General features: G+C 36.9%; 17 protein-coding genes. 15 read left to right on the top strand and 2 right to left on the bottom strand.

What is annotated here, in order from left to right; genetic code table 11:
- The first annotated feature begins 14 nt into the window (after positions 1-14).
- Together AC6R0T_RS00530 and AC6R0T_RS00535 are read left to right on the top strand one after the other, a co-directional pair.
- Entirely contained in the window at positions 15-6,221 is a 6,207-nt protein-coding gene (locus tag AC6R0T_RS00530; RefSeq protein ID WP_526159533.1) for an MSCRAMM family protein, read from the top strand.
- A gap of 295 nt (positions 6,222-6,516) precedes the next feature.
- Positions 6,517-6,897: a GNAT family N-acetyltransferase gene (locus AC6R0T_RS00535; protein ID WP_230709701.1), complete on the top strand. Its 381-nt coding sequence runs from the start codon at positions 6,517-6,519 to the stop codon at positions 6,895-6,897.
- 204 nt (positions 6,898-7,101) lie between these two features.
- Here the strand turns inward: AC6R0T_RS00535 and AC6R0T_RS00540 are convergent, their stop codons facing one another.
- The gene (locus AC6R0T_RS00540; RefSeq protein ID WP_303753643.1) at positions 7,102-8,142 is read right to left on the bottom strand and encodes a DHH family phosphoesterase; all 1,041 of its coding nucleotides are present in this window, start codon (positions 8,140-8,142) and stop codon (positions 7,102-7,104) included.
- 183 nt (positions 8,143-8,325) lie between these two features.
- Between AC6R0T_RS00540 and AC6R0T_RS00545 the strand changes: the two genes are divergently transcribed.
- From AC6R0T_RS00545 to AC6R0T_RS00580, 8 genes are all read left to right on the top strand, one after another.
- Positions 8,326-9,306 carry a LacI family DNA-binding transcriptional regulator gene (locus AC6R0T_RS00545; protein WP_303753642.1) on the top strand — a complete coding sequence of 327 codons (981 nt, stop codon included), beginning with the start codon at positions 8,326-8,328 and terminating at the stop codon, positions 9,304-9,306.
- Between the two features lie 85 nt (positions 9,307-9,391).
- Positions 9,392-10,654: an extracellular solute-binding protein gene (locus AC6R0T_RS00550; protein WP_303753641.1), complete on the top strand. Its 1,263-nt coding sequence runs from the start codon at positions 9,392-9,394 to the stop codon at positions 10,652-10,654.
- A 5-nt stretch (positions 10,655-10,659) separates the two neighbouring features.
- Positions 10,660-11,538 (top strand): carbohydrate ABC transporter permease, encoded by an 879-nt coding sequence (locus AC6R0T_RS00555; RefSeq protein WP_303753640.1) that lies wholly within the window; start codon positions 10,660-10,662, stop codon positions 11,536-11,538.
- A 5-nt stretch (positions 11,539-11,543) separates the two neighbouring features.
- Entirely contained in the window at positions 11,544-12,371 is an 828-nt protein-coding gene (locus AC6R0T_RS00560) for a carbohydrate ABC transporter permease (protein ID WP_303753639.1), read from the top strand.
- A gap of 17 nt (positions 12,372-12,388) precedes the next feature.
- A complete protein-coding gene (locus AC6R0T_RS00565; protein WP_303753638.1) occupies positions 12,389-14,521 on the top strand; it encodes an ADP-ribosylglycohydrolase family protein in 2,133 nt (710 codons plus the stop codon).
- A gap of 19 nt (positions 14,522-14,540) precedes the next feature.
- The gene (locus tag AC6R0T_RS00570) at positions 14,541-15,134 is read left to right on the top strand and encodes a hypothetical protein (RefSeq protein ID WP_303753637.1); all 594 of its coding nucleotides are present in this window, start codon (positions 14,541-14,543) and stop codon (positions 15,132-15,134) included.
- Positions 15,115-16,551, top strand: a complete 1,437-nt coding sequence (locus tag AC6R0T_RS00575; RefSeq protein WP_303753636.1) for a glycoside hydrolase family 32 protein — start codon at positions 15,115-15,117, stop codon at positions 16,549-16,551. The genes AC6R0T_RS00570 and AC6R0T_RS00575 overlap by 20 nt, the downstream gene beginning before the upstream one ends.
- Positions 16,552-16,564: 13 nt before the next feature.
- Positions 16,565-17,437 (top strand): ROK family protein, encoded by an 873-nt coding sequence (locus AC6R0T_RS00580; RefSeq protein WP_303753635.1) that lies wholly within the window; start codon positions 16,565-16,567, stop codon positions 17,435-17,437.
- A gap of 198 nt (positions 17,438-17,635) precedes the next feature.
- On the opposite strand, the gene AC6R0T_RS00585 is transcribed toward AC6R0T_RS00580, so the two are convergent.
- Positions 17,636-17,761: a hypothetical protein gene (locus AC6R0T_RS00585; protein ID WP_500559741.1), complete on the bottom strand. Its 126-nt coding sequence runs from the start codon at positions 17,759-17,761 to the stop codon at positions 17,636-17,638.
- A 356-nt stretch (positions 17,762-18,117) separates the two neighbouring features.
- Between AC6R0T_RS00585 and AC6R0T_RS00590 the strand changes: the two genes are divergently transcribed.
- From AC6R0T_RS00590 to AC6R0T_RS00610, 5 genes are all read left to right on the top strand, one after another.
- On the top strand, positions 18,118-19,650 hold the full coding sequence (locus AC6R0T_RS00590) for an ABC transporter permease/substrate-binding protein (RefSeq protein WP_303753634.1): 1,533 nt from the start codon (positions 18,118-18,120) through the stop codon (positions 19,648-19,650).
- Positions 19,647-20,585 carry an ABC transporter ATP-binding protein gene (locus AC6R0T_RS00595; RefSeq protein ID WP_303753633.1) on the top strand — a complete coding sequence of 313 codons (939 nt, stop codon included), beginning with the start codon at positions 19,647-19,649 and terminating at the stop codon, positions 20,583-20,585. The genes AC6R0T_RS00590 and AC6R0T_RS00595 overlap by 4 nt, the downstream gene beginning before the upstream one ends.
- Before the next feature lie 90 nt (positions 20,586-20,675).
- On the top strand, positions 20,676-22,064 hold the full coding sequence (locus AC6R0T_RS00600) for a dihydrolipoyl dehydrogenase family protein (RefSeq protein WP_303753632.1): 1,389 nt from the start codon (positions 20,676-20,678) through the stop codon (positions 22,062-22,064).
- Positions 22,065-22,557: 493 nt separating this feature from the next.
- Positions 22,558-23,433, top strand: a complete 876-nt coding sequence (locus AC6R0T_RS00605) for a DegV family protein (RefSeq protein ID WP_206903025.1) — start codon at positions 22,558-22,560, stop codon at positions 23,431-23,433.
- Between the two features lie 71 nt (positions 23,434-23,504).
- A complete protein-coding gene (locus AC6R0T_RS00610; protein WP_303753631.1) occupies positions 23,505-24,149 on the top strand; it encodes a DUF998 domain-containing protein in 645 nt (214 codons plus the stop codon).
- The last annotated feature ends 6 nt before the right edge of the window (positions 24,150-24,155 follow it).

The following is a 24,155-nucleotide window of genomic DNA, read 5'->3' on the forward strand; positions in this document are numbered from 1 at the left end:
GGAGATGAAAATAAATGAACCGCTTGAAAAAACTGTGGTCATTAACAGCAATTTTTGGAATGGTCATTGGAATGATACCACTTTCTGTTTTCGCAGAGACAACAGAAGTAACAAAAGTTGAGATTACAAAAGCTAAAATAACAAATGCAATGGATGAATCCATTACCAAAGAAAATCGTTTGAATCAAGGGGATGCTGTCAAGATTCAACTTGGTTGGTCCCTTAATCAACCAACCTTGATTGAAAAAGGAACCTCGCAAATCATTGAATTGCCAAACAATTTAAACTATCCAGACCAATCTGGCCAGTTAGCTGATATGGGGAGTTTCCAATTACGAGGTAACCAGCTACTCCTCACTTTCAATCAAAACTACAAGTTATCTGTTGATGAGAAGACACCTGATTTTTCCAGTGTCAAGCTTTACGCGGGAATGTTGACATTAACTGCGACAACGATTGCACAAAATCTTGAAACTGAGAAAGTGTCTTTTGGTAAAAATATTAGTCAGACACTTTACTATAATAAACAACTTGATCCTTCCGCAGATCCCCTAGTAGAAAAAGTGACGCCTCAAAAAAGGGGTATACAAAAAGAGTTAAATCATAATTTGAAAGAACGCGGCATTAACTTATTTAATAATATGAAAATCACTGATCTTGATGGCAATGAGTTTTCGGAATCAAATCCAGCAGTCAAAGATGCGAATATCAAAATTCACTTTGATTGGAGTTTAGACAACAGTGTAGATCTTCAAGCAGGTGATTTTTATGAGTATCAACTACCTGATTATTTTTCAATTCATAATTCTGTAAACGGCGATTTGAAAAATGATGCGGGGAAAACTTTAGGTAAGTTTACCCTTGATCAATCTGGGAAGTTAGTGGTTACCTTCAACGAGGTTGGAGTGAATCTAAGTGATCGCGAAGGGACAATTGATTTACAAACAGAGTTAAAACTTGTCACTGAAAATGAAGAAGTTGAAATTGTCACTGACATCAAAGATGACGATGGTGAAGAAATTAACATCACTATTCCAGTTGTTAAAGGTGATATTAATAAAACGGGCATGATCAATGCCGACAATACGGTATCTTGGACCATCATCGTGAATGAAGATCGTAAAGAATTGAGAAATCCAATTGTGACAGAACATTTTCCAGAAGGAATGAAGCTTTTATACCACAGTTATTTCGTGATGAATGATGCAGGGGTATGGGAGAAGTCGCCAGATGGTTTTATTCAAGGCTGGGAAGTTTCGGAAAAAAGGCAATACGTCTATAAATTATCAAAAGACATTATGAATAAACCAGTAAAAATTGTTGTTAATATGAAAGTTACCGATAAAGAAAAATTAGAGTTTTTAAACAAGGCGACAATTACTGGGGATAATTTTTTAGAAAATGCTGCAGAAGCTAGTGTTTCTTTTAACAATAAAGAAAATTACAAAATGTGTACAGATTATAATGTAAACACGGGTATCTTTAACTGGGAAGCAAAGACTACCTACTCGCAAGATGGTGGAATTTTTAAAGATTGGATGTATCAAAAGTATCAAGATCCTAGTACCGCCAATCACTACTTACTAAAAGATACAATTGAAGTTTATGATGAAAATAATGATTTGGTGACCAATTGGACTTATTCGGAAGAGCCGGATGATTCAAAAACAAAAGATGATAAAATTGTTCATTTTACACTGAAATTTGCTGATAAGGGTGTCTATAAAATCAAGTATACAACACAGTCATTTGTAGTACCTGTACCGATTCAGACTGAAATTTATAATACTGCAACGATTATTGATGGTGATGACTCAGAAGATGTTACCGGCGGAGAAAAGGTTGCTGTCGATGGTACGTTGGGCGTTGATAAGGGAATTAATACTAAGGATTTTGCAAATCATACGTTTGATTGGCAAGTACGCGTGAATAAAAACCGAATTCTAATGAAAGATGCGGTTATTGCAGATAAATTCACATCATTAAACGGTACGAATGTAAGCGCGATGCAGCTAATTGAAGATTCTTTAGAAATTACTGCAGAAAATGGAACAACGAAGAAATTAGTAAAAGGTACTGATTATACTTTAGAAAAATTAGCAGGAGATCCAGATTACAAAACAGGGTTTACCGTTAAGTTAATAAATAATTACGCCGCAACAACTGATTTAATCATTATGAAATATAAAACAAAATATTCGATTGATGAACAAAATAGTGAGACCAATGGTCCTGCCCGAATTAAATTTGATAATAGTGTTCTGGTTACCTACACAGGTGAAGATGGCCGTCCGCACACAGATGGTGATGAGTGTGCCGTATGGTTGCATAAAGATCTAAGTTATAATGGTTTGAAATTTGGGAAATACGTTCCAAAAGGCGGCGAAGTTGCAAGTGCGTATACTCATGAAAATCCTTTTTCAGAAACCATTGCCGAAAAAGACAGTGTTTATTGGACAGCATTGTTCAATACTTGGAAAAGAGAGCTGCCCAAAGATACGACAATTGAAGAAGCATTAGGTGAGGGCCAAACAGCTAGAGATATCGTGATCTATGATGTCAATATAAATCCAAGTGCAGTAATTGTCGCGAGTCTTGGAACAAAGTGGGTTGAAGATACGGATTATAAAATCGAAGAAAAAGATGGCAAATCGGTAATTACGTTATTGAAAGAGAAGAATAATCCTTTTGCAATTTTTGTCGCTGCGGATGCCGCTGAAGAAGTTTATAAATATAAAAACGTGGCAACTATGACTATTCCAGGTATGAAAGATCCGTTAAAGGTAGAAGGAATGGCTGAAAAAAGCGATAAGGATGCGTGGATTGATAAAAGTGGCGTGCAAGGCACAGGTGACGATTATCGTAAAATTAATTGGTCGGTTGTATTAAATAAAGATGCCCATAAGATTGTTGAGCCATATATTCAGGACACAATCAGTGTGAACGACCAATCATTTATCTACGATGACGACAAAAATGTCGTAGTAAAAGTTTATAAAGCTAAATCCGATGGTAAAAACGGTTTTGTAAAAGATGGTGACGCACTCATCTTCGCTGAAGATGATAAACCTTATGTGTCCGTTGATGCAGTAAATGGAACACAAACATTGACGATTGCCTTAGGCGAATCAATTAGTTCACCATATATTGTTGAGTATCAAACATTGCTTGATCCTGGAATTAAAAATAATGAAAAAATCAGCAATAGTGCGACTCTTTTTGGAAAAGATATTAGTATTCAAAATACTAGTAAGGAAGTTGTAGTAAAATCGACAGATGGAGAAGGTACCTCAAGTGGTAAAAACGGATCCCTAACGATTGAAAAACTAGATAAAGATAATAATTTGATTACTAGCGACTCTGCTTTCTTTGATCTTTATCGCAAAGATAATGACGGAAATTTGGCACTCTTGTTCTCTGATATTGAGGTTAAAGGGGATAAGATTATTGAAGATGGTATAGAAGTTAATCAAATTTCAAATCTACGTTATGGAACTTATGTTATCGTGGAAAACACCGCACCAAATGGTTACGTGAAAAACGATCAGAAATCTGAATTTGTTATCTCGAAAGATCAAGTACATTATACGTTTAGTTTAGTTAATCAACGCCAAATTTTACCAGGCAGTGTACAACTAGAAGCGAAGAAAGAATTAAGCGGTCGCCCATTAAAAGCAGAAGAATTCAGCTTTACCCTAAAAGGTGATGGGAACGTAAATGAAACCAAGAAAAATGACGAAGATGGTAAGATTTTATTTGATGAAATCAAATATGACAAAGCAGGTACGTACGAATATACAATCACAGAAGCAACACCAAGCACACCAGAACTAGGGATTACGTACGATAGTACGCAATACAAAGTTACCGTAACGGTAACAGAAAAATCTGGGAAGCTAGAAGCAACCGTAGTATATGAAAACGTAAAAGCAGAAGAAGTCCCTGTCTTCAAAAATACGTACAAAGCCATACCAGGCAGTGTACAACTAGAAGCGAAGAAAGAATTAAGCGGACGCCCATTAAAAGCAGAAGAATTCAGCTTTACCCTAAAAGGTGATGGAAACGTAAATGAAACCAAGAAAAATGATGAAGACGGTAAGATTTTATTTGATGAAATCAAATATGACAAAGCAGGTACGTACGAATATACAATCACAGAAGCAACACCAAGCACACCAGAACTAGGGATTACGTACGATAGTACGCAATACAAAGTTACCGTAACGGTAACAGAAAAATCTGGGAAGCTAGAAGCAGATGTAGTATATGAAAACGTCAAAGCAGAAGAAATTCCCGTCTTCAAAAATACGTACAAAGCCATACCAGGCAGTGTACAACTAGAAGCGAAGAAAGAATTAAGCGGTCGTCCCTTAAAAGCAGAAGAATTCAGCTTTACCCTAAAGGGTGATGGAAACGTAAATGAAACCAAGAAAAATGATGAAGATGGTAAGATTTTATTTGATGAAATCAAATATGACAAAGCGGGTACGTACGAATATACAATCACAGAAGCAACACCAAGCACACCAGAACTAGGGATTACGTACGATAGTACGCAATACAAAGTTACCGTAACGGTAACAGAAAAATCTGGGAAGCTAGAAGCAACCGTAGTATATGAAAACGTCAAAGCAGAAGAAGTCCCTGTCTTCAAAAATACGTACAAAGCCATACCAGGCAGTGTACAACTAGAAGCGAAGAAAGAATTAAGCGGTCGTCCCTTAAAAGCAGAAGAATTCAGCTTTACCCTAAAAGGTGATGGAAACGTAAATGAAACCAAGAAAAATGATGAAGATGGTAAGATTTTATTTGATGAAATCAAATATGACAAAGCAGGTACGTACGAATATACAATCACAGAAGCAATTCCAAGCACACCAGAACTAGGGGTTACGTACGATAGTACGCAATACAAAGTTACCGTAACGGTAACAGAAAAAGCTGGGAAGCTAGAAGCAGACGTAGTATATGAAAACGTAAAAGCAGAAGAAGTCCCTGTCTTCAAAAATACGTACAAAGCCTTACCAGGTAGTGTACAACTAGAAGCGAAGAAAGAATTAAGCGGTCGCCCATTAAAAGCAGAAGAATTCAGCTTTACCCTAAAAGGTGATGGAAACGTAAATGAGACCAAGAAAAATGACGAAGATGGTAAGATTTTATTTGATGAAATCAAATATGACAAAGCAGGTACGTACGAATATACAATCACAGAAGCAATTCCAAGCACACCAGAACTAGGGGTTACGTACGATAGTACGCAATACAAAGTTACCGTAACGGTAACAGAAAAATCTGGGAAGCTAGAAGCAGACGTAGTATATGAAAACGTAAAAGCAGAAGAAGTCCCTGTCTTCAAAAATACGTACAAAGCCTTACCAGGTAGTGTACAACTAGAAGCGAAGAAAGAATTAAGCGGTCGCCCATTAAAAGCAGAAGAATTCAGCTTTACCTTAAAAGGTGATGGGAACGTAAATGAAACCAAGAAAAATGATGAAGATGGCAAGATTTTATTTGATGAAATCAAATATGACAAAGCAGGTACGTACGAATATACAATCACAGAAGCAATTCCAGAAGTAAAAGATCCAAATATTACCTATGATGACACTGAATTTAAAGTAACTGTTAATGTGGAAGAGAAAGCTGGAAAACTAGTGGTGAATGCTAATTATTCAGTAAATGGTCAAAGCGTTGACAATCTATCTTTCAAAAACTCCTATACACCACCAAAAACAGTTAATAAAGGTGAGATTTTATTGAAGAAGGTCGATAGTAAAACTGGGAAAACTTTAGCAAATGCCGAGTTCAAATTATTGACTGTTGATGATAATCCAGTTGTAGGTTATGAAAAAATTGTCACTCGTGAAGATGGAACAATCTTTATCAAAGGTCTTGGAGACGGTAGCTATAAGCTAATCGAGACGAAAGCACCAGCAGGATACCAGATTGATGAAACGCCAATCAGATTTTCAGTAAAAAATAGTCAACCTAGTCAAAAAGAAATCAGCAAAGAAAATACAAGAATTCCATTGTCGAAGACACATGGCACAAATGAAAATAATGAAATTTCGACGAATTTAAATACTACTAGAAACACAACTACTACCAAGCGTATGCCGGCAACTGGCAGTACAAGTAGTTGGAGCTTGATTTTAATAGGGATATTTTTCTTAGTTTCCTTTGGATGTATTTTATTGGGAAAATTAAGAAAGCATAGTTAAATATGTACCGATCCCCAGAAGTTAAACTAGCAAACTAACCTTTGGCGGTCGGTATTTTATGACGAAATATAGTTTTGAATTAAAGTCGAAAATCATTCATGAGCCTTTAGAAAGCAATGGAGATCACTGTTATCTGGTTGAGCTTCTTGGAACCTCAAAATTTTCGAAAGCGATCTTTATGTATTGGCAAAAAGTGTGGCTTCCTTGTAGTGGTACTCTTAATCAATTTATATAACGGCTGGCAGATTGTGGTGGAATAAAAAATGGCAGGATAATACGTTTAAAGGAGCATTTAATGATAATAAAAAAATACACACAAGCAGATGAAAAGGCTCTCTTTGCACTAATTGAACAAGAAGGTGTCGAATGGGCAGAATATTATGATACTAAAAAAGAACAGTATCAAAAAGCACTGGCACATTCCATCACCTACGTATTATATGAAGAAGAGTTATGCGGGTATTGTCGCTGTCGTAATGATGATGGGTTTGGCATTTATATTTATGATTTACTGGTGGACAAAAATTATCGCGGGAAAAGCTATGGGCGCGCTTTGATGCAGCAGATCAAGCGGGATTATCCACAAATGGCAGTCTATGTCATGAGTGATGTCAATTCCTATTATGAAAAGCAAGGATACGCGGAAGTAGGCACTATTTTTGCAGTAGAACTTTAGCGTTTTTAATTTATAAGTGCACAAAATAGCTGTAACAAAAATATTTCCCGATAATTTGCGAAAAAAATTTAGTTAGTAAAGCTAACCTAACCTTAAAAGCACTACAACGTCTAAAAAAAGACGCTCCTTTCTGATAGCGACCGCAAAAAGTCTAACTTTTTCGAGCGCTATAGTTTGAAAGGGCGTCTTTTTTGACGGATTAAATTAACGTCTTACATCCAAAAATAAGTTCAATGGAGCGGCAGGATTTTCACTATCGGAAATAAAATATTGAATTTCGGCAAAGGCACCGCCGGAAGCACGCTTGTGGCCGCCGCCGTTAAAATAACGTGCAGCAAGGGCAGATAAGTCGATATCGTCGTTATTGGTACGTAAAGAGACACCTTTACCGTTTAGGACCAAACTAAAATCAACTTCTTTTTTTGTTTCCGGATGTTCTAGCCGAGCCAAGGCATTGCCTAAAACAGAAGTGTATTGTTCTCCAAAAGTGTAGGCAAAAGTTTTGCCGTCTAGGACGCCAAATTGCGCTTTTAGTGATTTGCTGCGGACATAATCAGCTTCTTTTTCCTTTAGAGCTGCGATGATTTCGCTGTAATCAAAAAGCAAGTTAAGACCTGCGGACATCACACTGCCCATTAGTTCAATGCGTTTGTCCCAACTGTAGAAGTAAAAAAGATTGTTAAATTCAGCAGCAGATTCTTTGTAAGCGGCATTGGGATTTAACTGCCAATCCCAGCAGTCATAGCAGCGAATAATATCAGCAACATTTGCCAAACGCTGCCATACTTCATCTTGAAATAGTTCGGTGGGCATTTTGCCAACTAAGACTTTAAATAACACACTAGTCGCAGAATGTTTTAAATTTGTCGCCTCGTCTGCCACGATAATAGAAGCATTTTTAGGATAGTTTTCATTAACGTGGACAGAAGTGATGTGGTGATCGAAAATATGCCAGCTAATTTTATTTTCAGCACAATAGGCCGCTAATTGCGCGATCACATCGTCAGATGGACAAATATCGGTAATGTAAAGCTCTGTTACGGGGTCTTCATTTGTTTGGATAAAGTTTAACACGTGTTTATCAATCGTCCCGTCAGCACCAGGTTCAGAGTAACCCACGGGCAAATAATTTTCTGCCACGTAACCTTTTTGTTCTTGTAAAATGGCTTGTAATAATAAAGCGGACCCCACGCCGTCTAAGTCGGTATGGGAAAATTGTTTGATTAAAGTTGGTTTGTTTTCCATGCTAGTTGCCTACTTTCTTTCTTGATTCCTGCAACGTAATACTACACCATTGGGATAAGTTTTGATAGCACGAGTATTATAAGAGGATAACAAAATCGAAAATATGCGAAATTTTTTTGAAACGTTACAAAAAAGTAGATTTTTAATGTGTTTCACTATACAATAATGATGAGGAGTGATGAAATGAAGGCTACAATGAAAGATGTTGCAGAAAAAGCAGGCGTTGCTTTAGGAACCGTTTCACGTTATTTTAACGGAGGTATGTTAAAAGAAGGAACTAGAATTAAAGTAGAGAATGCAATTGCGGCGTTGAATTTTGAACCAAATCAGTATGCACGAGGGCTAAAAATCGATAAAACAAAAACGATTGCTTTGATTTTACCAACAATTTGGCATCCTTTTTATTCAGAATTTGCTTACTATGTAGAGGCAACTTTAGAAAAAACAGGATACAAATTATTTTTGTGTAACTCTAATAATAATCCGGAAAAAGAGCGTGAATATATTAAGCTCGTAAAACAAAATAAAGTAGATGGAATAATTGGCATAACGTATGCAGATATTGATCTTTATGTTTCTTCAGAACTTCCTTTTGTTAGCATTGACCGTCATTTTTCTGAGGATGTTACATATGTTACAGCAGATAATTATATTGGTGGTCAAATAGCAGCTAAAGAATTGATTGATCGCGGGGCAAAACATTTGGCTTTCATTGGCAGTGAACTACCATACCCAAGTGAAATGACCAATCGTTTAAAGGGTTTCAGTGAATACTGTGATTCACAAGAAGTTCCTTTTGAATCACTATTAATGGCGGAGCCAATTGTGAACGAAATAGATCAAATTGAAAGTTTCTTAAAAAATCATACTTATGTGGATGGAGTTTTTAGCATTAACGATATGATGGGGATTAATGTGTTAAATACGCTTGTAAAATTAAATAAGAAATCACCTGAAGATGTACAATTAATTGGATTTGATGGAATCAAGTTAGAAAAGAACTCAGAATTTTTGATATCTACAATTCAACAACCAGTTGATTTAATGGCTGAAATGGCTGTAACAGCCTTGATTGCTCAAATTAACGGAAGAAAAGGTGAAACGCGCTTTATTCTACCTGTTAACTTTATTGAAGGAAAAACAACTTTGGAAAAAAAATATTGACAGCGCTTACCAAGAACCGTATAATCAACCTATAAATGAAACGTTACAAAAAAATGAAACGTTACAAAAAGGAGGAGAAAGATTCATGAAGAAATTATTTGCATTGGGAATTTCGATGATGGCACTTACTGTCTTAAGTGCATGTGGCAACGGGGAAAGTAGTAAAGATTCAGATGGAAAAACAGTAGTTACTATGTCAATTGCTGGTTCAACTTCTGAGAATAAAATTCGTAAAGAAACAGCTGAAGAATTTATGAAAAAAAATCCAGACATTTCAATTGAATGGGTAGATCTTGGCGATAGTCGCTATGAAAAAACATTAACTCTGATTTCTGGAGGAAATGCTCCGGATATTTTGTATGTCAATGAATGGACTACAGCTTTAGCTGAAAAAGGTGCATTACTTCCACTTGATGATTTAATTGAAAAAGATAAAGATTTTTCAAAAGAGGAGTATTATGAAAATCTGCTAGCAGGAAATGAATACGACGGGAAACTTTATGCTATTCCTCAGGAAGTTTCACCATTCGTGATTTATTACAATAAAGAAATGTTTGATGCTGCTGGTGTAGAGTATCCAAAAAATAACTGGACACAAGAAGAGTTTTTGGAAGTTGCCGAAAAATTAACAAATGAAAATGAAAAGCAGTATGGTTTCTTATTAGAAAATGGCTATAATCCAACGCTTGGTTGGTTGTATCGTCAAGGCGCACAATTATATAAAACTAATGCAATGAAAGAAAGTGCAATGAATTCAACTGAAGCGTTAAAAGGATTAGAGATTTTAAACCAGATTACAGAAAAGAAAATTTCACCTAATCCAGCTGAGTTGACGGCTAGCGGACAAGGTGCTGACGCGATGTTCCGAAATGGACAAACAGCAATGATTAGTGCTGGAATGTGGTTTATTCCGCCGTTTACTGATGAAGCCTTAAACTTTGATTGGGATGTCGTTCAGATGCCAAAAGCAGAAAATCAAAAAGTAACAGCGGGAATTTTAAACTGGGGTATTTCTAAGGACACAAAAAATAAAGATGCTGCCTGGAAGGTATTGAAATACTTCATTGGTGAAGAAGGACAGAAAAAAATTGCTGGTACGGGAATGGCGTTACCATCAATGAAAACTGATGCTGTCAATAACGTAGTTAGAGAAATTGAGAAACCGCAAAATATTGAAGCTTTCATTAATAGTGCTGAAAATACTAATATGGATGGATATTTAAATCCTCGTTCAACTGAAATTCAAGATCAATTTCAACAAGAAGTTGAAAAAATGTTAATTAGTGACCAGTCGCCAAAAGATACACAAAATAAAATTGTCAAAGCTATGAATGAAATATTGGAGTGATTACAATGGTTACTAAAAAGATATTCAGTCGGGAGTCAACTTGGGGGTACATTTTTGTACTCCCCTTGCTTATTGGATTTAGCGTGTTCATGGTATATCCACTAGTTTCTTCTTTAATATTAAGTTTTACAGATTCAAATGGAATTAATTTGCCAAATTTTGTCGGTTTAAAAAATTATGTTGAGCTATTGAAAGATGATCGTTTTAAGCAATCTCTATTTCATACGTTGATTTATGTTGTAGGGACAGTGCCGGTTGGTGTGTTTCTGTCACTTTTATTAGCGAATGTTCTAAATAATAAAATTAAAGGAAAAACTTTTTTTAGAACAGCTTTTATGATTCCTTATATTACATCAATGGTAGCAATTGCTACTGTTTGGAAATGGCTTTTTAATACAGAATATGGGGTTATTAACAATGTTCTTGAATTTTTAAACTTGTACCAGCCTCCTTGGTTAACAAAGGAAGGATGGGCGATGTTTTCGTTAATTATTGTAGGTATTTGGAAAGGGCTTGGTTATAACATGATTCTTTATTTGGCAGGCTTGCAAAATATTTCCGAATCAATATATGAAGCCGCAGAAATAGATGGCGCTAATGCTATTCAAAAATTTTTCCGGATAAAAATTCCATTATTACGAAATACAACAATTTTTGTCACCATTATGTCCACAATTGGCTCTTTTCAAGTTTTTGATTTGGTTTATGTAATGACAAACGGAGGGCCAGCAAATTCTACCTCTGTAATTGTGTACTATATTTATCAGAATTCCTTTATATTCTTTAAACAAGGCTATGCTTCAGCAGCTGCGTATATTCTATTTATTATTATTTTAATTATTACCGCTATTCAATTTGGCTTAAATAATCGTGGAAAGGATTGATCGTTATGAAGGAGAAAAAAAGAGCTACGACAATTGTTATGTATGGCTTTTTAACTATTATGGCGCTATTCATGATCTTTCCACTCTTTTGGATGGTAATGAGTTCGTTTAAAGAAACAAATGAGTTATTTACTATTCCCCCCAAGCTTTTTCCAAAAGAGTTTAAGTGGGAAAATTATAAATATATGTTTCAAGAAGCCCCATGGGGATTATATTTCTTTAATACGATAAAAATTGCAGTATCTGTTGTAATCGGGCAAGTATTTATCAGCGCAATGGCAGCTTATGCTTTTGCGAGATTACGCTTTAAAGGAAGAGAAATAATCTTTGCAGTGGTACTGGCGACGATGATGGTTCCATATCATGTCACAATGATTCCTACATTTCAATTACTAAGACAATTAGGCTGGCTAAATACTCATTTGGCACTAATTGTTCCACCTTTCTTTAGTGCCTTTGGTGTTTTTATGCTACGACAATTTTTCTTAAGCATTCCCAAAGAATTAGAAGAGTCTGCAATTATAGATGGTGCTAGCTATCCAAGAATCTTCTTTAGTTTGGTATTACCCATGTCTAAGCCATCGATTGTTACTTTGGCAATTTTTACCTTTATTGGAACGTGGAATGATTTCTTAGGTCCATTAATTTACTTGAATGATGACAAATTGAAAACTTTAACTTTAGGATTAAATAGTTTCCAAGGAACATACACGACGCAATGGAATTATATGATGGCTGGTGCTGCAATCGTTACGATTCCAATTGTGATTATTTTCTTACTTTCACAAAAATATTATGTGAGCGGTTTAATGACCAGTGGAATGAAAGAATAATTGAATGGAGAATAATAATGACAAAATTACCTGATAATTATTTAGAAAAAGTTTATGCCGGATGGTTAGGAAAAATTATTGGTGTCCGTCACGGTGGGGATATTGAAGGTTGGACAGCTGTACAAATTGAAGAAGCCTTTGGTGAAATTGACTCGTATGTGCGTACATATAATAATTTTGCCGCTGATGATGATACAAATGGCCCAATTTTCTTTTTAAAAGCAATTGAAGATTCTAAAAAAGGGAAGGAGGTTACATCGCAAGATATTGCACAAACTTGGCTTGACTATGTACCAGATGGGCACGGATTTTTTTGGTGGGGAGGCTATGGAATTTCAACTGAAGATACTGCATATCAAAATTTAAAGAGTCGTATGAAAGCTCCTCAAAGTGGTTCTATTAAACAAAATGGTTATGCAGTAGCAGAACAAATAGGCGGACAAATTTTTAGTGATCCATGGGGATTAATTGCACCAAATGATTTAGAATTAGCAGCTGAATTAGCAGATAAAGCTGCAGCTGTTTCTCATGATGGCGAGGGTCGCTATGGGGGGAGATTCGTTGCAGCAGCAATTGCTGCTGCTTTTGGAACAGATGATATTGAATTAGTAGTGGAACGAGCGTTATCGACAATTCCAGCCGATTCACTGTACACACGTGTTTTCCGAGAAATAAAAGATTTCTATTATCAAAAGCCGGATAACTGGCGTGATTGCTATGAATACGTTAACGAAAATTACGGATACGATAAGTTTCCTGGAAACGTCCATATAATTCCCAATGCTGCAGTAATGGCAATTTCACTTTATTATGGTCGTGGTGATTACTCAGATACAATTAATATTTGTAATATGTGTGGATGGGATACTGATTGTAATGTAGGAAATGTTGGGACAATTCTCGGTGTAATGGTTGGAATTGAAGGCATTTCAGAAAAATGGTGGCAACCAATCAATGACTTTATCTGTTTTTCGAGTTTAGTAGGTTCGGAAAATATTGCAGATATTCCTGCCGGAGCTGCCGAGATTGCTCGCGTTGGCTATCATCTTGCACAAGCAAAACCAGAAGATGTTCTCGTAGAAAAAATTTTGAATCATGAGCACTTTCATCATTTTGAATACCCCACATCTACACATACCTTTAAGGTTTTACCAAGTGATGAATATGACTACCGCAGAAATGCAATCAGCAATACAGATGAGCAAGCACATACTGGAAAGAGATCACTAAAACTCGTTGTTCCAGAAATGCGACCAGCTAGAAGCGTAAAAATTGCCAAACAAACATACTATTATTCAGATGATTTTGTCGATAGTCGGTATGATCCGTGTTTTTCACCAATAGTATATCCTGGGCAAAAAATTTCAGGTTATATAAAGACAAAAAGGATTAGTAAATTTGCCGGACAAGCTCGTTTATACGCTTATGATGAGAAATCGAAAAAGAACTATACCGGTGAATGGAATAGTGTTAATGAAGAATGGACAAAATTAGAAATGAAGATTCCAGCATTGAATAACGCGACGATTAAATTTGTTGGTATTGAAATTTTTTCAAATTACGAACATCCAGTAAGAGAAATTTTTTATATTGATGATATTTCTTTTGAAGGAAAGGCGGACTACAGCATTGACTTTTCTGAATGGTTTTTTGATAAGTGGAATGATATTCATAAAGAACTGGAACAGTTTACCCGGAATCGCGGTTCAGTTTATTTTGAAGATAATTTATTAAATATTAGTCATGCGAATGAAGCGGCAGAATTATTTACAGGATTAAGACGTTGGCGAGATATTCAAGTTTCAACAGAATTTCAGCCGATTGTTGGTGATGCCCACCGCTTGTATTTTCGAGTTCGCGGTGCAGGCAATTGTTATATCGCTGAATTTGGAGAAAATGTGCTACGGGTGATTACTCGAATTAATTCAGAAGAAAGTATACTTTGTGAAAAAGAAATAGGAAAAAACATGAATTCCTCATTATTTGTAAATATGCAAGTAAGCTGTATTGGCAATGATATTACGGTTGCCATTAATGGAGAAAGTATACTAGAAGTACAAAATAATCAACATGAAAAAGGCATGGTAGGATTGGGAAATGCTAATGCTAGTCGTACACGCTTTAAGTCGTTTCAAGTAAAAGAACTTTAGGCTGCAAGGAGTTGGCGAAATGACAAAAAAAGAACGATTTTATTATTTATCACTAACTGCAACGGAGTTATTCCTCGTTAATTGTCTCTCTTTTTTGATGACTCTAACAATTATATTGGCGCCACTATGCTGGCTTGCTAATAAGCGATTGTGGCAAAAGGTAAGTAAAAGTAATGATGTGACTTTAAAAATGTTTTTAACTGAAGTCAAAATTAATTTTCGAAATAGCTTATCTTTTACGTTAGGGATGGCTATTATTTTGTTCGTATTGTCAGTAAATTTTACCTTTTTGCAGTCAGTATTAAGTGTAAAGCTATTTTCAGTATTAGCGGGCATGTTAGGGATTGTGATACTAGCACTTTCTACTTATTGGATGACGCTTTATCACAATAAAAAAGATTTTAGATTTAAGGATTTTTGGAAAATACAGTCAGTAACAAAAAAAGATATAAAAAGGACAGTTATTGATAGCATACTAACCGCTGTTTTATATACAGTTAGCTACTTGGTACCCATTGTATTTTTCCTATTGTACACCTCAATGGTGAAACAGATATCACATACCAGTAATTTTTTAATACAGGAGAAAAAATATGGGCGAATTATTAGATAGAGCAAATCGTTTTGTTACCGAAAATAAAAATAAAATTGATACAAAAAATCGTTTGCATTTTCATTATATGGCTCCAATTGGATGGATTAATGATCCAAATGGACTTTCCTTTTTTAAGGGGAAATATCATCTGTTTTACCAATACTATCCATACCAAAATATTTGGGGACCCATGTATTGGGGACATGCAGAATCAAGGGACGGAATTGCGTGGGATACACAGCCTATTGCACTAAGCCCAGATTATAATTATGACCGAAATGGTTGTTTTTCCGGTAGCGCCATTGAAAAAGATGGACGTTTGTATTTATTTTATACAGGAAACATCGAGGGGGATAACCCTGAGCAAAATCAAAATATTGCTTGGACAGATGATGGAGAAAATTATACAAAATACGAAAGTAACCCCGTCATTTCAACTCCTCCACCTGAAGGAAGTAAAGACTTTCGAGACCCCAAAGTTGAGAGGATTGGGGATAAGTATTACATGTTTATTGGAACGAAAAAAGGCGATGTCGCGAAGCTTGCGATCTATATTTCAACAGACTTGCTAGAGTGGCAGTATTCAGGAATTGCTTTTGAAGATAACGACGGAACTTACGATATGTGGGAATGTCCAGATTTATTTCAATTAGATAGCTCTTTTGTGCTTATTACATCCCCCATGAAAAAAGGGGAAAATATTTTGCCTGTCTATTATCTTGGTGATTTTGATAAGAAAATTGGACGTTACATCGCAGATACACCGAAAATCCTCGACTACGGTACTGATTTTTATGCGCCACAGACATTTTGTGATGATAAAGGTCGTAGACTTATGATTGCTTGGATGAATATCTGGCAAACAAAAGATCCTTTAGAAAATGATCAATGGCGAGGGGCGATGACTGTTACACGCGAATTAACGCTTGATCATGACCAGCTAGTGCAATATCCCGTTTCGGATATCGAAAATTATCGCTATGATGAGCATGCTTACCATAATGTGGTTTTAAATAAACAAGAGAAATTTACAGAACAGCTAACAGAAGCTGCGGATCTCCTTTTAAAAATTAATTTGCGACATGTGGAAGCTAAAGTATTAACATTTGGGATTAAGTCTTCTGCGGATGGAAGTGAGAGAACAACTTTGCAGATAGACTTAGAAAAAAAATGGCTTTTTGGTTCCCGCAAAGATAATTTTCAAGGAGAAAAAACTGACTTTGATGGTCCGCTTAATCTTATCAATGATGAGTTGGAAGTTCGTATGTTAATAGATACAAACTCACTAGAAATTTTTGTAAATAGAGGGAGAACGGTTTTTACTACTCGAATTTACAATAAAAAAACTAGCCAGAATTTTACTATTGAAGTTGATGAAGAAACAGCTGTTTTTGAAGAAATTAAATGGTGGAAAATGAGAAGTGTTATTGATTGAGAGGAGGGAATTTATGATTGGAGCAATTGAAGCTGGGGGTACAAAATTTGTTTGTGCTATTGGAAGCAGTCAATTAGAAATCATGCATAGAGAAAGTTTTAAAACAACTACACCTTTAGAAACGATGTCTAAGGTTATTGATTTTTTTAAAGCTTATCAAGAAGAACTTGAGGGGATTGGAGTAGGTTCATTTGGACCAATAGATATTCACCATGAGTCCCCCACGTATGGTTTTATTACCTCCACTCCCAAAATATCATGGCAGAATTTTGATTTTATCGGTACTTTGAAAAAACATTTCCAGATACCTATTGCATGGACTACTGATGTAAATGCAGCGTGTTTTGGCGAATATGTTAAAGGTCATGGTGAAGGCTTCGATAATCTAGTCTATTACACAATTGGGACTGGCATTGGTGGTGGTGCTATCCAAGAAGGGCGATTTATTTCTGGATATAGCCATCCGGAGATGGGGCATATGCTAGTTAACAAACATCCCGAGGATAATTATGAAGGAGCGTGTCCATTTCACGGTAATTGTTTAGAAGGTATGGCAGCAGGACCAGCTATTGAAAAGCGTTTAGGTAAATCTGGGCAGTCGCTAAAGGGAAATGATCCATTCTGGGAGATTGAAGCGGAGTACTTGGCACAATGTGTCTACAATACTACACTGATTCTCTCTCCAGATTGTATTATTTTAGGAGGTGGCGTAATGAAACAGCCACTATTACTAGAATTAGTACAATCTAAGTTTAAATCTCTCATGTCAGGGTATATAAAATATCCCCAAATTGATCAATATATTCGAACACCGAAGTTAGGCGATAATGCTGGAATTATTGGTTGCCTTGCATTAGCAAGAGAAGAAATATTACACATACACTAAATCAAAAACTCACTATAAACTCATTATAATCATGGTACCGCTTAAAAGATGGATAAAAGAGGTCTTTTTATCAATCACTTTAGAGACGGACGATGAAAGAATAGTGAGTTTTTTTAGAAGTAAATTGTTAAATGAGTTGCTTTGTAGTAGTAAAGTGTGCAAATGAAGCAGCTTAGACTAAAATTTCATCAATTAAAATTAATTCTGCTTTAGAAAATGGTGTTTTTCTAAAGCTTTTAAATTATCTTCCAACTGGTTGACGCAGGAGGTACCAATCAGAATGCTAGCTACAGTGGATTGCCGCAAGTTCCAGACTAGTGCCATTTCTGCCAGTGTTTGCCCACTCGTCGATACGACGTTTTTTCATAACGCTGTTCATTTGCATGAGACATAAAAAATCTCACTTTCTTGTCCAAATTTTAACTCAGAATTATCCCTAATATTCAGTGATATTCAAGTATACGAAGTACTTATGTTTTTAAGTTGTTAAGGCTTTCTTTTTCTAGCATACCGCTTATAGCTAGATTCAGGTACATATTTTTGTTGTTTTCAATCGGCATTTTGTGACAATTGCCATGCGTATCTTTCGAGTTATTTTTCCCCCTAAGCTACAATGAAAGTATGAAAAAAGCTGTTAGCTAAAAATTTTTCTATTTTTAGTGGCAGGAAGGTGGGAAAATATGGAAGCGTTACGGCAAACGTTGATAGAGCGAAAAGGCGAATTGGTTTCAGCGCTAGTTGAGCATATTAGCATTTCACTAGTCGCCTTATTATTTGCGATGGTAATTGCGATACCGCTAGCGATTTGGTTGGTTAAATATAAGAAGTTAGCAGAAATTATGTTACAAATTACCGGAGTCTTACAAACAATTCCGTCGTTGGCTCTCTTAGGATTATTGATTCCTCTAGTAGGGATCGGGACAGTGCCGGCGATTATTGCACTGGTGATTTATGCCCTCTTGCCGATTTTTCAAAGTACCTACATCGGTTTAAGTGAAATTGATCCTTCATTAGAAGAGGCAGCGGACGCTTTTGGTATGAGTCGGTTTCGCAAGTTGCGCAAAGTGGAGCTGCCGATTGCCTTACCGGTGATTATTTCTGGAATTCGTACGGCGTTAGTTTTAATTATCGGAACGGCAACACTGGCGGCGTTAATTGGCGCCGGCGGTCTGGGGACTTTTATTTTATTGGGAATTGACCGCAATGATACGAGTTTAATTATTATTGGCGCTGTAAGTTCTGCTTTATTGGCCATTATTTTTAGTACGGCTATTCGGCTGTTACAAAAAGTGCGGCCGCGGGTGATTATTACAAGCTTAGCGGCGCTATTTTTGGTAATCGGCGGTATTGGCTTGTCCCAATCAGTGCTCTTTCAACCTGAAAAAGTGACGATTGCCGGAAAATTAGGGGCAGAGCCGGAAATTTTGATTAATATGTACAAAGAATTAATTGAAGAAAATAGTGACGTGCAGGTGGAATTAAAGCCTAATTTTGGTAAAACGACCTTCTTATTCAGCGCTTTAAAAAATGATCAAATCGACATTTACCCTGAATTCACCGGAACAGTTTTGGAATCGTTGGTTCAAGTACCAAAAAAAGATACCGGCAAACATTCGGCGGAAAAAACCTATACCTTAGCCAAAAATTTATTGGCTAAACAAGCGAAGCTAGAATTTTTAGCGCCAATGGCTTATGAAAATACTTACGCTTTGGCTGTGAAAAAGTCTTTTGCAAAAGAACATGATTTAAAAACAATTAGCGATTTGAAAAAAATCGAAAATCAGGTTCACGCTGGATTTACGTTAGAATTTAACGATCGTAATGATGGCAATAAAGGCTTGAAAGATGTGTATCAATTGCAGTTAAAGGTTAGTCAGATGGAGCCGGCTTTGCGGTATACGGCCATTAATAACGGCGATGTGAATGTCATCGACGCCTATTCAACCGATAGTGAAATTAAGCAATATGATTTAATGACCCTACAAGATGACGCGCATCTTTTCCCACCTTATCAAGGTGCACCTTTAATGCGGCAAGATTTTGCTCAAAAGCATCCTGAAATTGTGAAAAGTTTGAATCGCCTAAAAGGAAAAATTACCGAAGCTGAGATGGTGGCCATGAATTACGCTGTAAATGTTGAAGGGCAAAAACCAGCAAAAGTCGCCAAGGATTATTTAGTGCAAAATGGACTTTTAGGGGGCGAGGGAAAATGAGCGATTTAGTTGTTTTTGACCATGTGGGGAAAAAATTTGATGACAGTACAGCATTAGAAGATGTTACTTTTCAGATTAAAACCGGTGAAATTTTTGTCTTAGTGGGTTCTTCTGGCAGTGGTAAAACGACTTCTTTAAAAATGATCAATGCCTTACATGTGCCTACTAGCGGGGATATTTATTTCAAAGATAAAAAAATTAAAGACTACGATACACAAAAATTACGCTGGCAAATCGGCTATGTGTTGCAGCAGATTGCGCTTTTTCCCACGATGACGGTTTTAGAAAATATTGAAGTTATTCCTGAAATGTTAGGTTGGAGTAAAGAAAAGCGTAAAGAACGGGCCTTTGAATTACTAAAAGCCGTGGAATTGGACCCAGGAGTTTACGCCAAGCGTATGCCGGGGGAATTATCTGGAGGCGAGCAGCAACGAGTGGGGATACTGCGCGCGTTAGCCGCTAAACCAGATGTTATATTGATGGATGAACCATTTAGTGCCCTTGATCCGATTTCAAGAGAGCAATTGCAAAATCTCGTTTTAACACTGCACAAAGATTTGCAAAACACGATTGTTTTTGTCACCCACGATATGAAAGAAGCCATAAAACTAGGCGATCGCATTGCAGTGATGAAAGAAGGAAAGCTGATTCAATGTGATACCCCGGCAGAAATTGCGGCCAATCCGGCCAATGAATTTGTCGCCGAATTCTTTAAGGGGATAAAAGCAGTGGGTCAACCACTACAGACAAAATTAGAAGTTGTCGTAAAAGAGGGCTTTTATACAAAAGATGAAAAAGCTACTTATCCGATTGTGGCACTGGGGGAAACTGTGCAGGCAAGTTTACCGCTGTTAGCAAAAAATAATGTACGGGTGGCAGAGGATAAAATAATTACCCCCGCGGATATCCTCAGTTTTTTAGCGGCTAATCCTTAAAGGGTTAACCTGACAAAAAGCACAATAAGATGCCTAAGTAGGCGTTAGCAGGTTTGGGACAATCATTAAAAATTAGTGGAGGGTGACAAGATGGAACATTATGATGTAGCAATTATCGGAGCCGGGCCGGCGTGTTTATCGCTAGCCTATGATTTAAAGGCAGCAGGAAAAACGGTGGCAGTAATAGAGGAAAATCTTTTTGGCGGAACGTGTCCGAATGCAGGCTGTGATCCAAAGAAAATTTTATTTGCAGTCGAAGAAGCCCGTAGTCGCGTTGCCCAATTTGTTGGCAAGGGCTTTTCTGAACAAGCTGTACCTAAAGTTGTTTGGGAAGATTTGATGGCTTATAAAAAAACATACACAGATCCTGTTTCTAAAGAAAGAATTGCAGGCTTTGACGCCAGTGGCATCAAGCATTTTCACGGACGAGCAACACTAGTATCTCAAAGTGAAATCGCCGTAACTGAGCAAAAAGAGCATACAATCGAAACAGACACGCAAGCACTTGTTTCTAAGACGCAGCATTTTACTGCTGAACAAATCGTTTTGGCTACTGGACAACGGGCATACCTGTTGGATATCCCCGGTAAAGAGCACTTTTTAACCAGCACTGATTTTCTAGCCTTGCCTCATTTACCAGCGGAAATGATTTTTCTTGGGGCTGGTTATATCAGCTTTGAATTAGCGGCAATTGCCAATGCCTGTGGCGCTAAAGTGACAATCTTGCATCACAACGCCACACCACTGCGGGGCTTTGACCAAGACTTAGCCAAACAGCTCGTGACAGCGTTAGAAAAAAGCGGAATTCAGTTTATTTTTAATGAAAACATTCAACGTGTAGAAAAAAATGATGCCAAAATTTTGACAGTCACCACCGACAAAGCCACGTATCAAACCAGTGCTGTCATTTGCGCCACCGGCAGAATAGCCAACGTGGAAAACTTAGGCCTAGAAGAGTTGGGCATTGAAGCGAGCCGTCGCGGCATTGTAGTGGATGGACAACTAAAAACAAGCCAGCCCAATATTTTTGCGATGGGAGACTGCATTGCCAAAAAAGAACCGAAAATGACCCCGGTGGCAGGTTTTGAAGGGCGCTATTTAAGCCAATTGTTGTTAGGAAAAACAAGTGAGGATATTGCCTATCCACAAGTACCAACAGCTGTCTTTACCCTGCCGACATTAGCACAAGTTGGTGTAACCAGTGAAGAGGCTGAAAATAAACCTGATTTGTACAAAACGGAATGGTTTGACATGAGCAAGTGGTACAATTATTTTCGTACCAATGATCCGGTTGCCTTGGCTAAAATTATTTACGCAAAAGACAGCGGTGAAATTGTCGGTGCGGCTACATTAAATCAAAAAGCCGACGAATGGATCAATCTGATGACACTCGTCATCAATCTCGGTATCAAAAAAGAACAATTACAAAATATCATCATGGCATATCCATCTGTTGGTAGTGATTTGCAGTATTATTAAGTAGAAGTAGAATTAGAAAAAGAAGGTGTGACAAAAGTCTTGTCACACCTTCTTTTGAATATACGAAATTTTTCTAGCAATAAGTAAATCATACCCCAAATATGGGAAACTATTTGCGCATTATTCAAGTAATTACTGTGAGCGACAGCAATTATTTTGACAGAGGGGATATTACCTACTTGGTTCTTAAAGCTAAATCTTTTTTCCCTTCATTTTTAATCAAGGGTGTGTCTTAGACAATAAAAATCACGATTTTAATAAATAGAAAAGTTGCATTTTTTACGCCTTTTATTCATGAAGACTACACTACTTTGTGAAATTCAATCGTGCATAATAAGAAAATTCGTTATTTTAAAAGATGCTTTCTTTTAAAATTTTCAAAGGTAGTGGCAATATGGTAAAATAACAAAGTAGCTAGTTTAAAAACTTTTTTAAACTTTTTTGTCACAAAATATTTGTGAAGTTTTAAAGAGAACATTTAGGGGGTTAAGCCATGTTTCAAATCGTAACGGATTCTTGTTGTGATATTCCGTTTCAATTTTTGGATGAAGCTGGTATTGCATTTTTGCCGATGCTGGTAGAAATTAATGGCAAAGAGTATGAAGATGACTTAGGGAAGACATTTGATGTTGATTTTTTCTATCAAGCCTTGAAAGATAAACAAATGCCAACGACTTCGCAAATTAATGTGGGGCGTTATTTAGAGTTCTTTGAACCCTATGCAAAATCCGACACTCCTGTTATTTATTTGTCTTTTTCATCGGGAATGAGCGGCTCATATTACAGCGCCCTTCAAGCGGTGGATGTTTTAAAAGAAGATTATCCGGATGCCCAAATTGCCGTAGTGGATACCTTGGCGGCGAGCTTAGGGCAAGGTTTATTGGTGTTAGGTGCAAAAAAACAACAAGATGCTGGTAAAACTTTTGCTGAAGTCATCGCGTGGGTGGAAGAGCATAAAATGTTGCTGCAATCTTGGGTAACTGTGGATGATTTAAAGCATTTGGAACGCGGGGGCCGGATTTCAAAATCAGAAGCGGCTTTAGGCGGTTTATTAAAGGTGAAACCAATTATTCATGTGGATGAAAATGGAAAATTACAAAACGTTGATAAAGTGCGCGGCCGGAATAAATCGTTGCAAAAAATTGTAACGGAAACACTGAATAATCTGACTTCGCGGGAAAATCAAATTGTTTATATCGCGTATTCGGGGGATGTTGCTGCGGCTGAAACAGTGCTTGCAACCATTGTCGAAGACGTAAGCATTGAAGATATCGCATGTCTGCCGCTGGGGCCGACAATTTCAGCCCATACCGGTTTGGGCTGTGTGGCAATTTTTACCTTTGGAAAAAATCGGAACGAAAAAGTATAACGAATAAAACTTTAGTCTGACAAAACAGGCTAGAGTTTTTTTGTAATTTTGTCTAAAAAGGAGCACAGTACATGAAATTTTATCGCAACTATGGCTGGATCTTACTGCTTTTATTTGTCCTCTGTGATGGCGGAATGCCTTATCTCTTAGGTGGGATGTGGTCACAATTTAGTCAAGCGCACCAAGTTGTTAGTGATTTGGGCAGCGTGACGAGTCCAGTTAAAAATTATTTTGAACACGGTTCAATTTTAACGGGCAGTTTATTGTTAGTTTCATTACCGGCGATTAAATTTTATTTTGCTGCCCCAATTTTCCAAGCCATGCGGCGCGAAATTTTCTGGTTACTGCTTAGCATCGCCGCCTTTGCAATTGGTGATTGTATTTTTACTGGCGTTTTTTCCATCGATCATACAACGAGCGGTCTTACTTTAGCGACAATGATTCATGGTCTTGGCTCAGGAGCAGGAATTTTGGGTATGCTGGCAGCACCGTTATTGTTAGCGCGAATTTTTAAGCCAATCAATGCCACCTTTGCCAAAATTTGTGGCCTGATTTTTTTAGGTGCACTGCTAAGTGCAGGGGCCAATGGCTTATCCCAGCTTTTTGCCTTTAGTTATAAAGGAATTATCCAACGGGTTTCACTGGTGTTTTTATATTTACCCCTGGTAGCTTTAGCCCTTAAAATGCAGCAAAGATGGCCAAAATCACGTAACTAATTTCGC

The sequence above is a fragment of the Enterococcus sp. S86.2 genome (assembly GCF_059834485.2).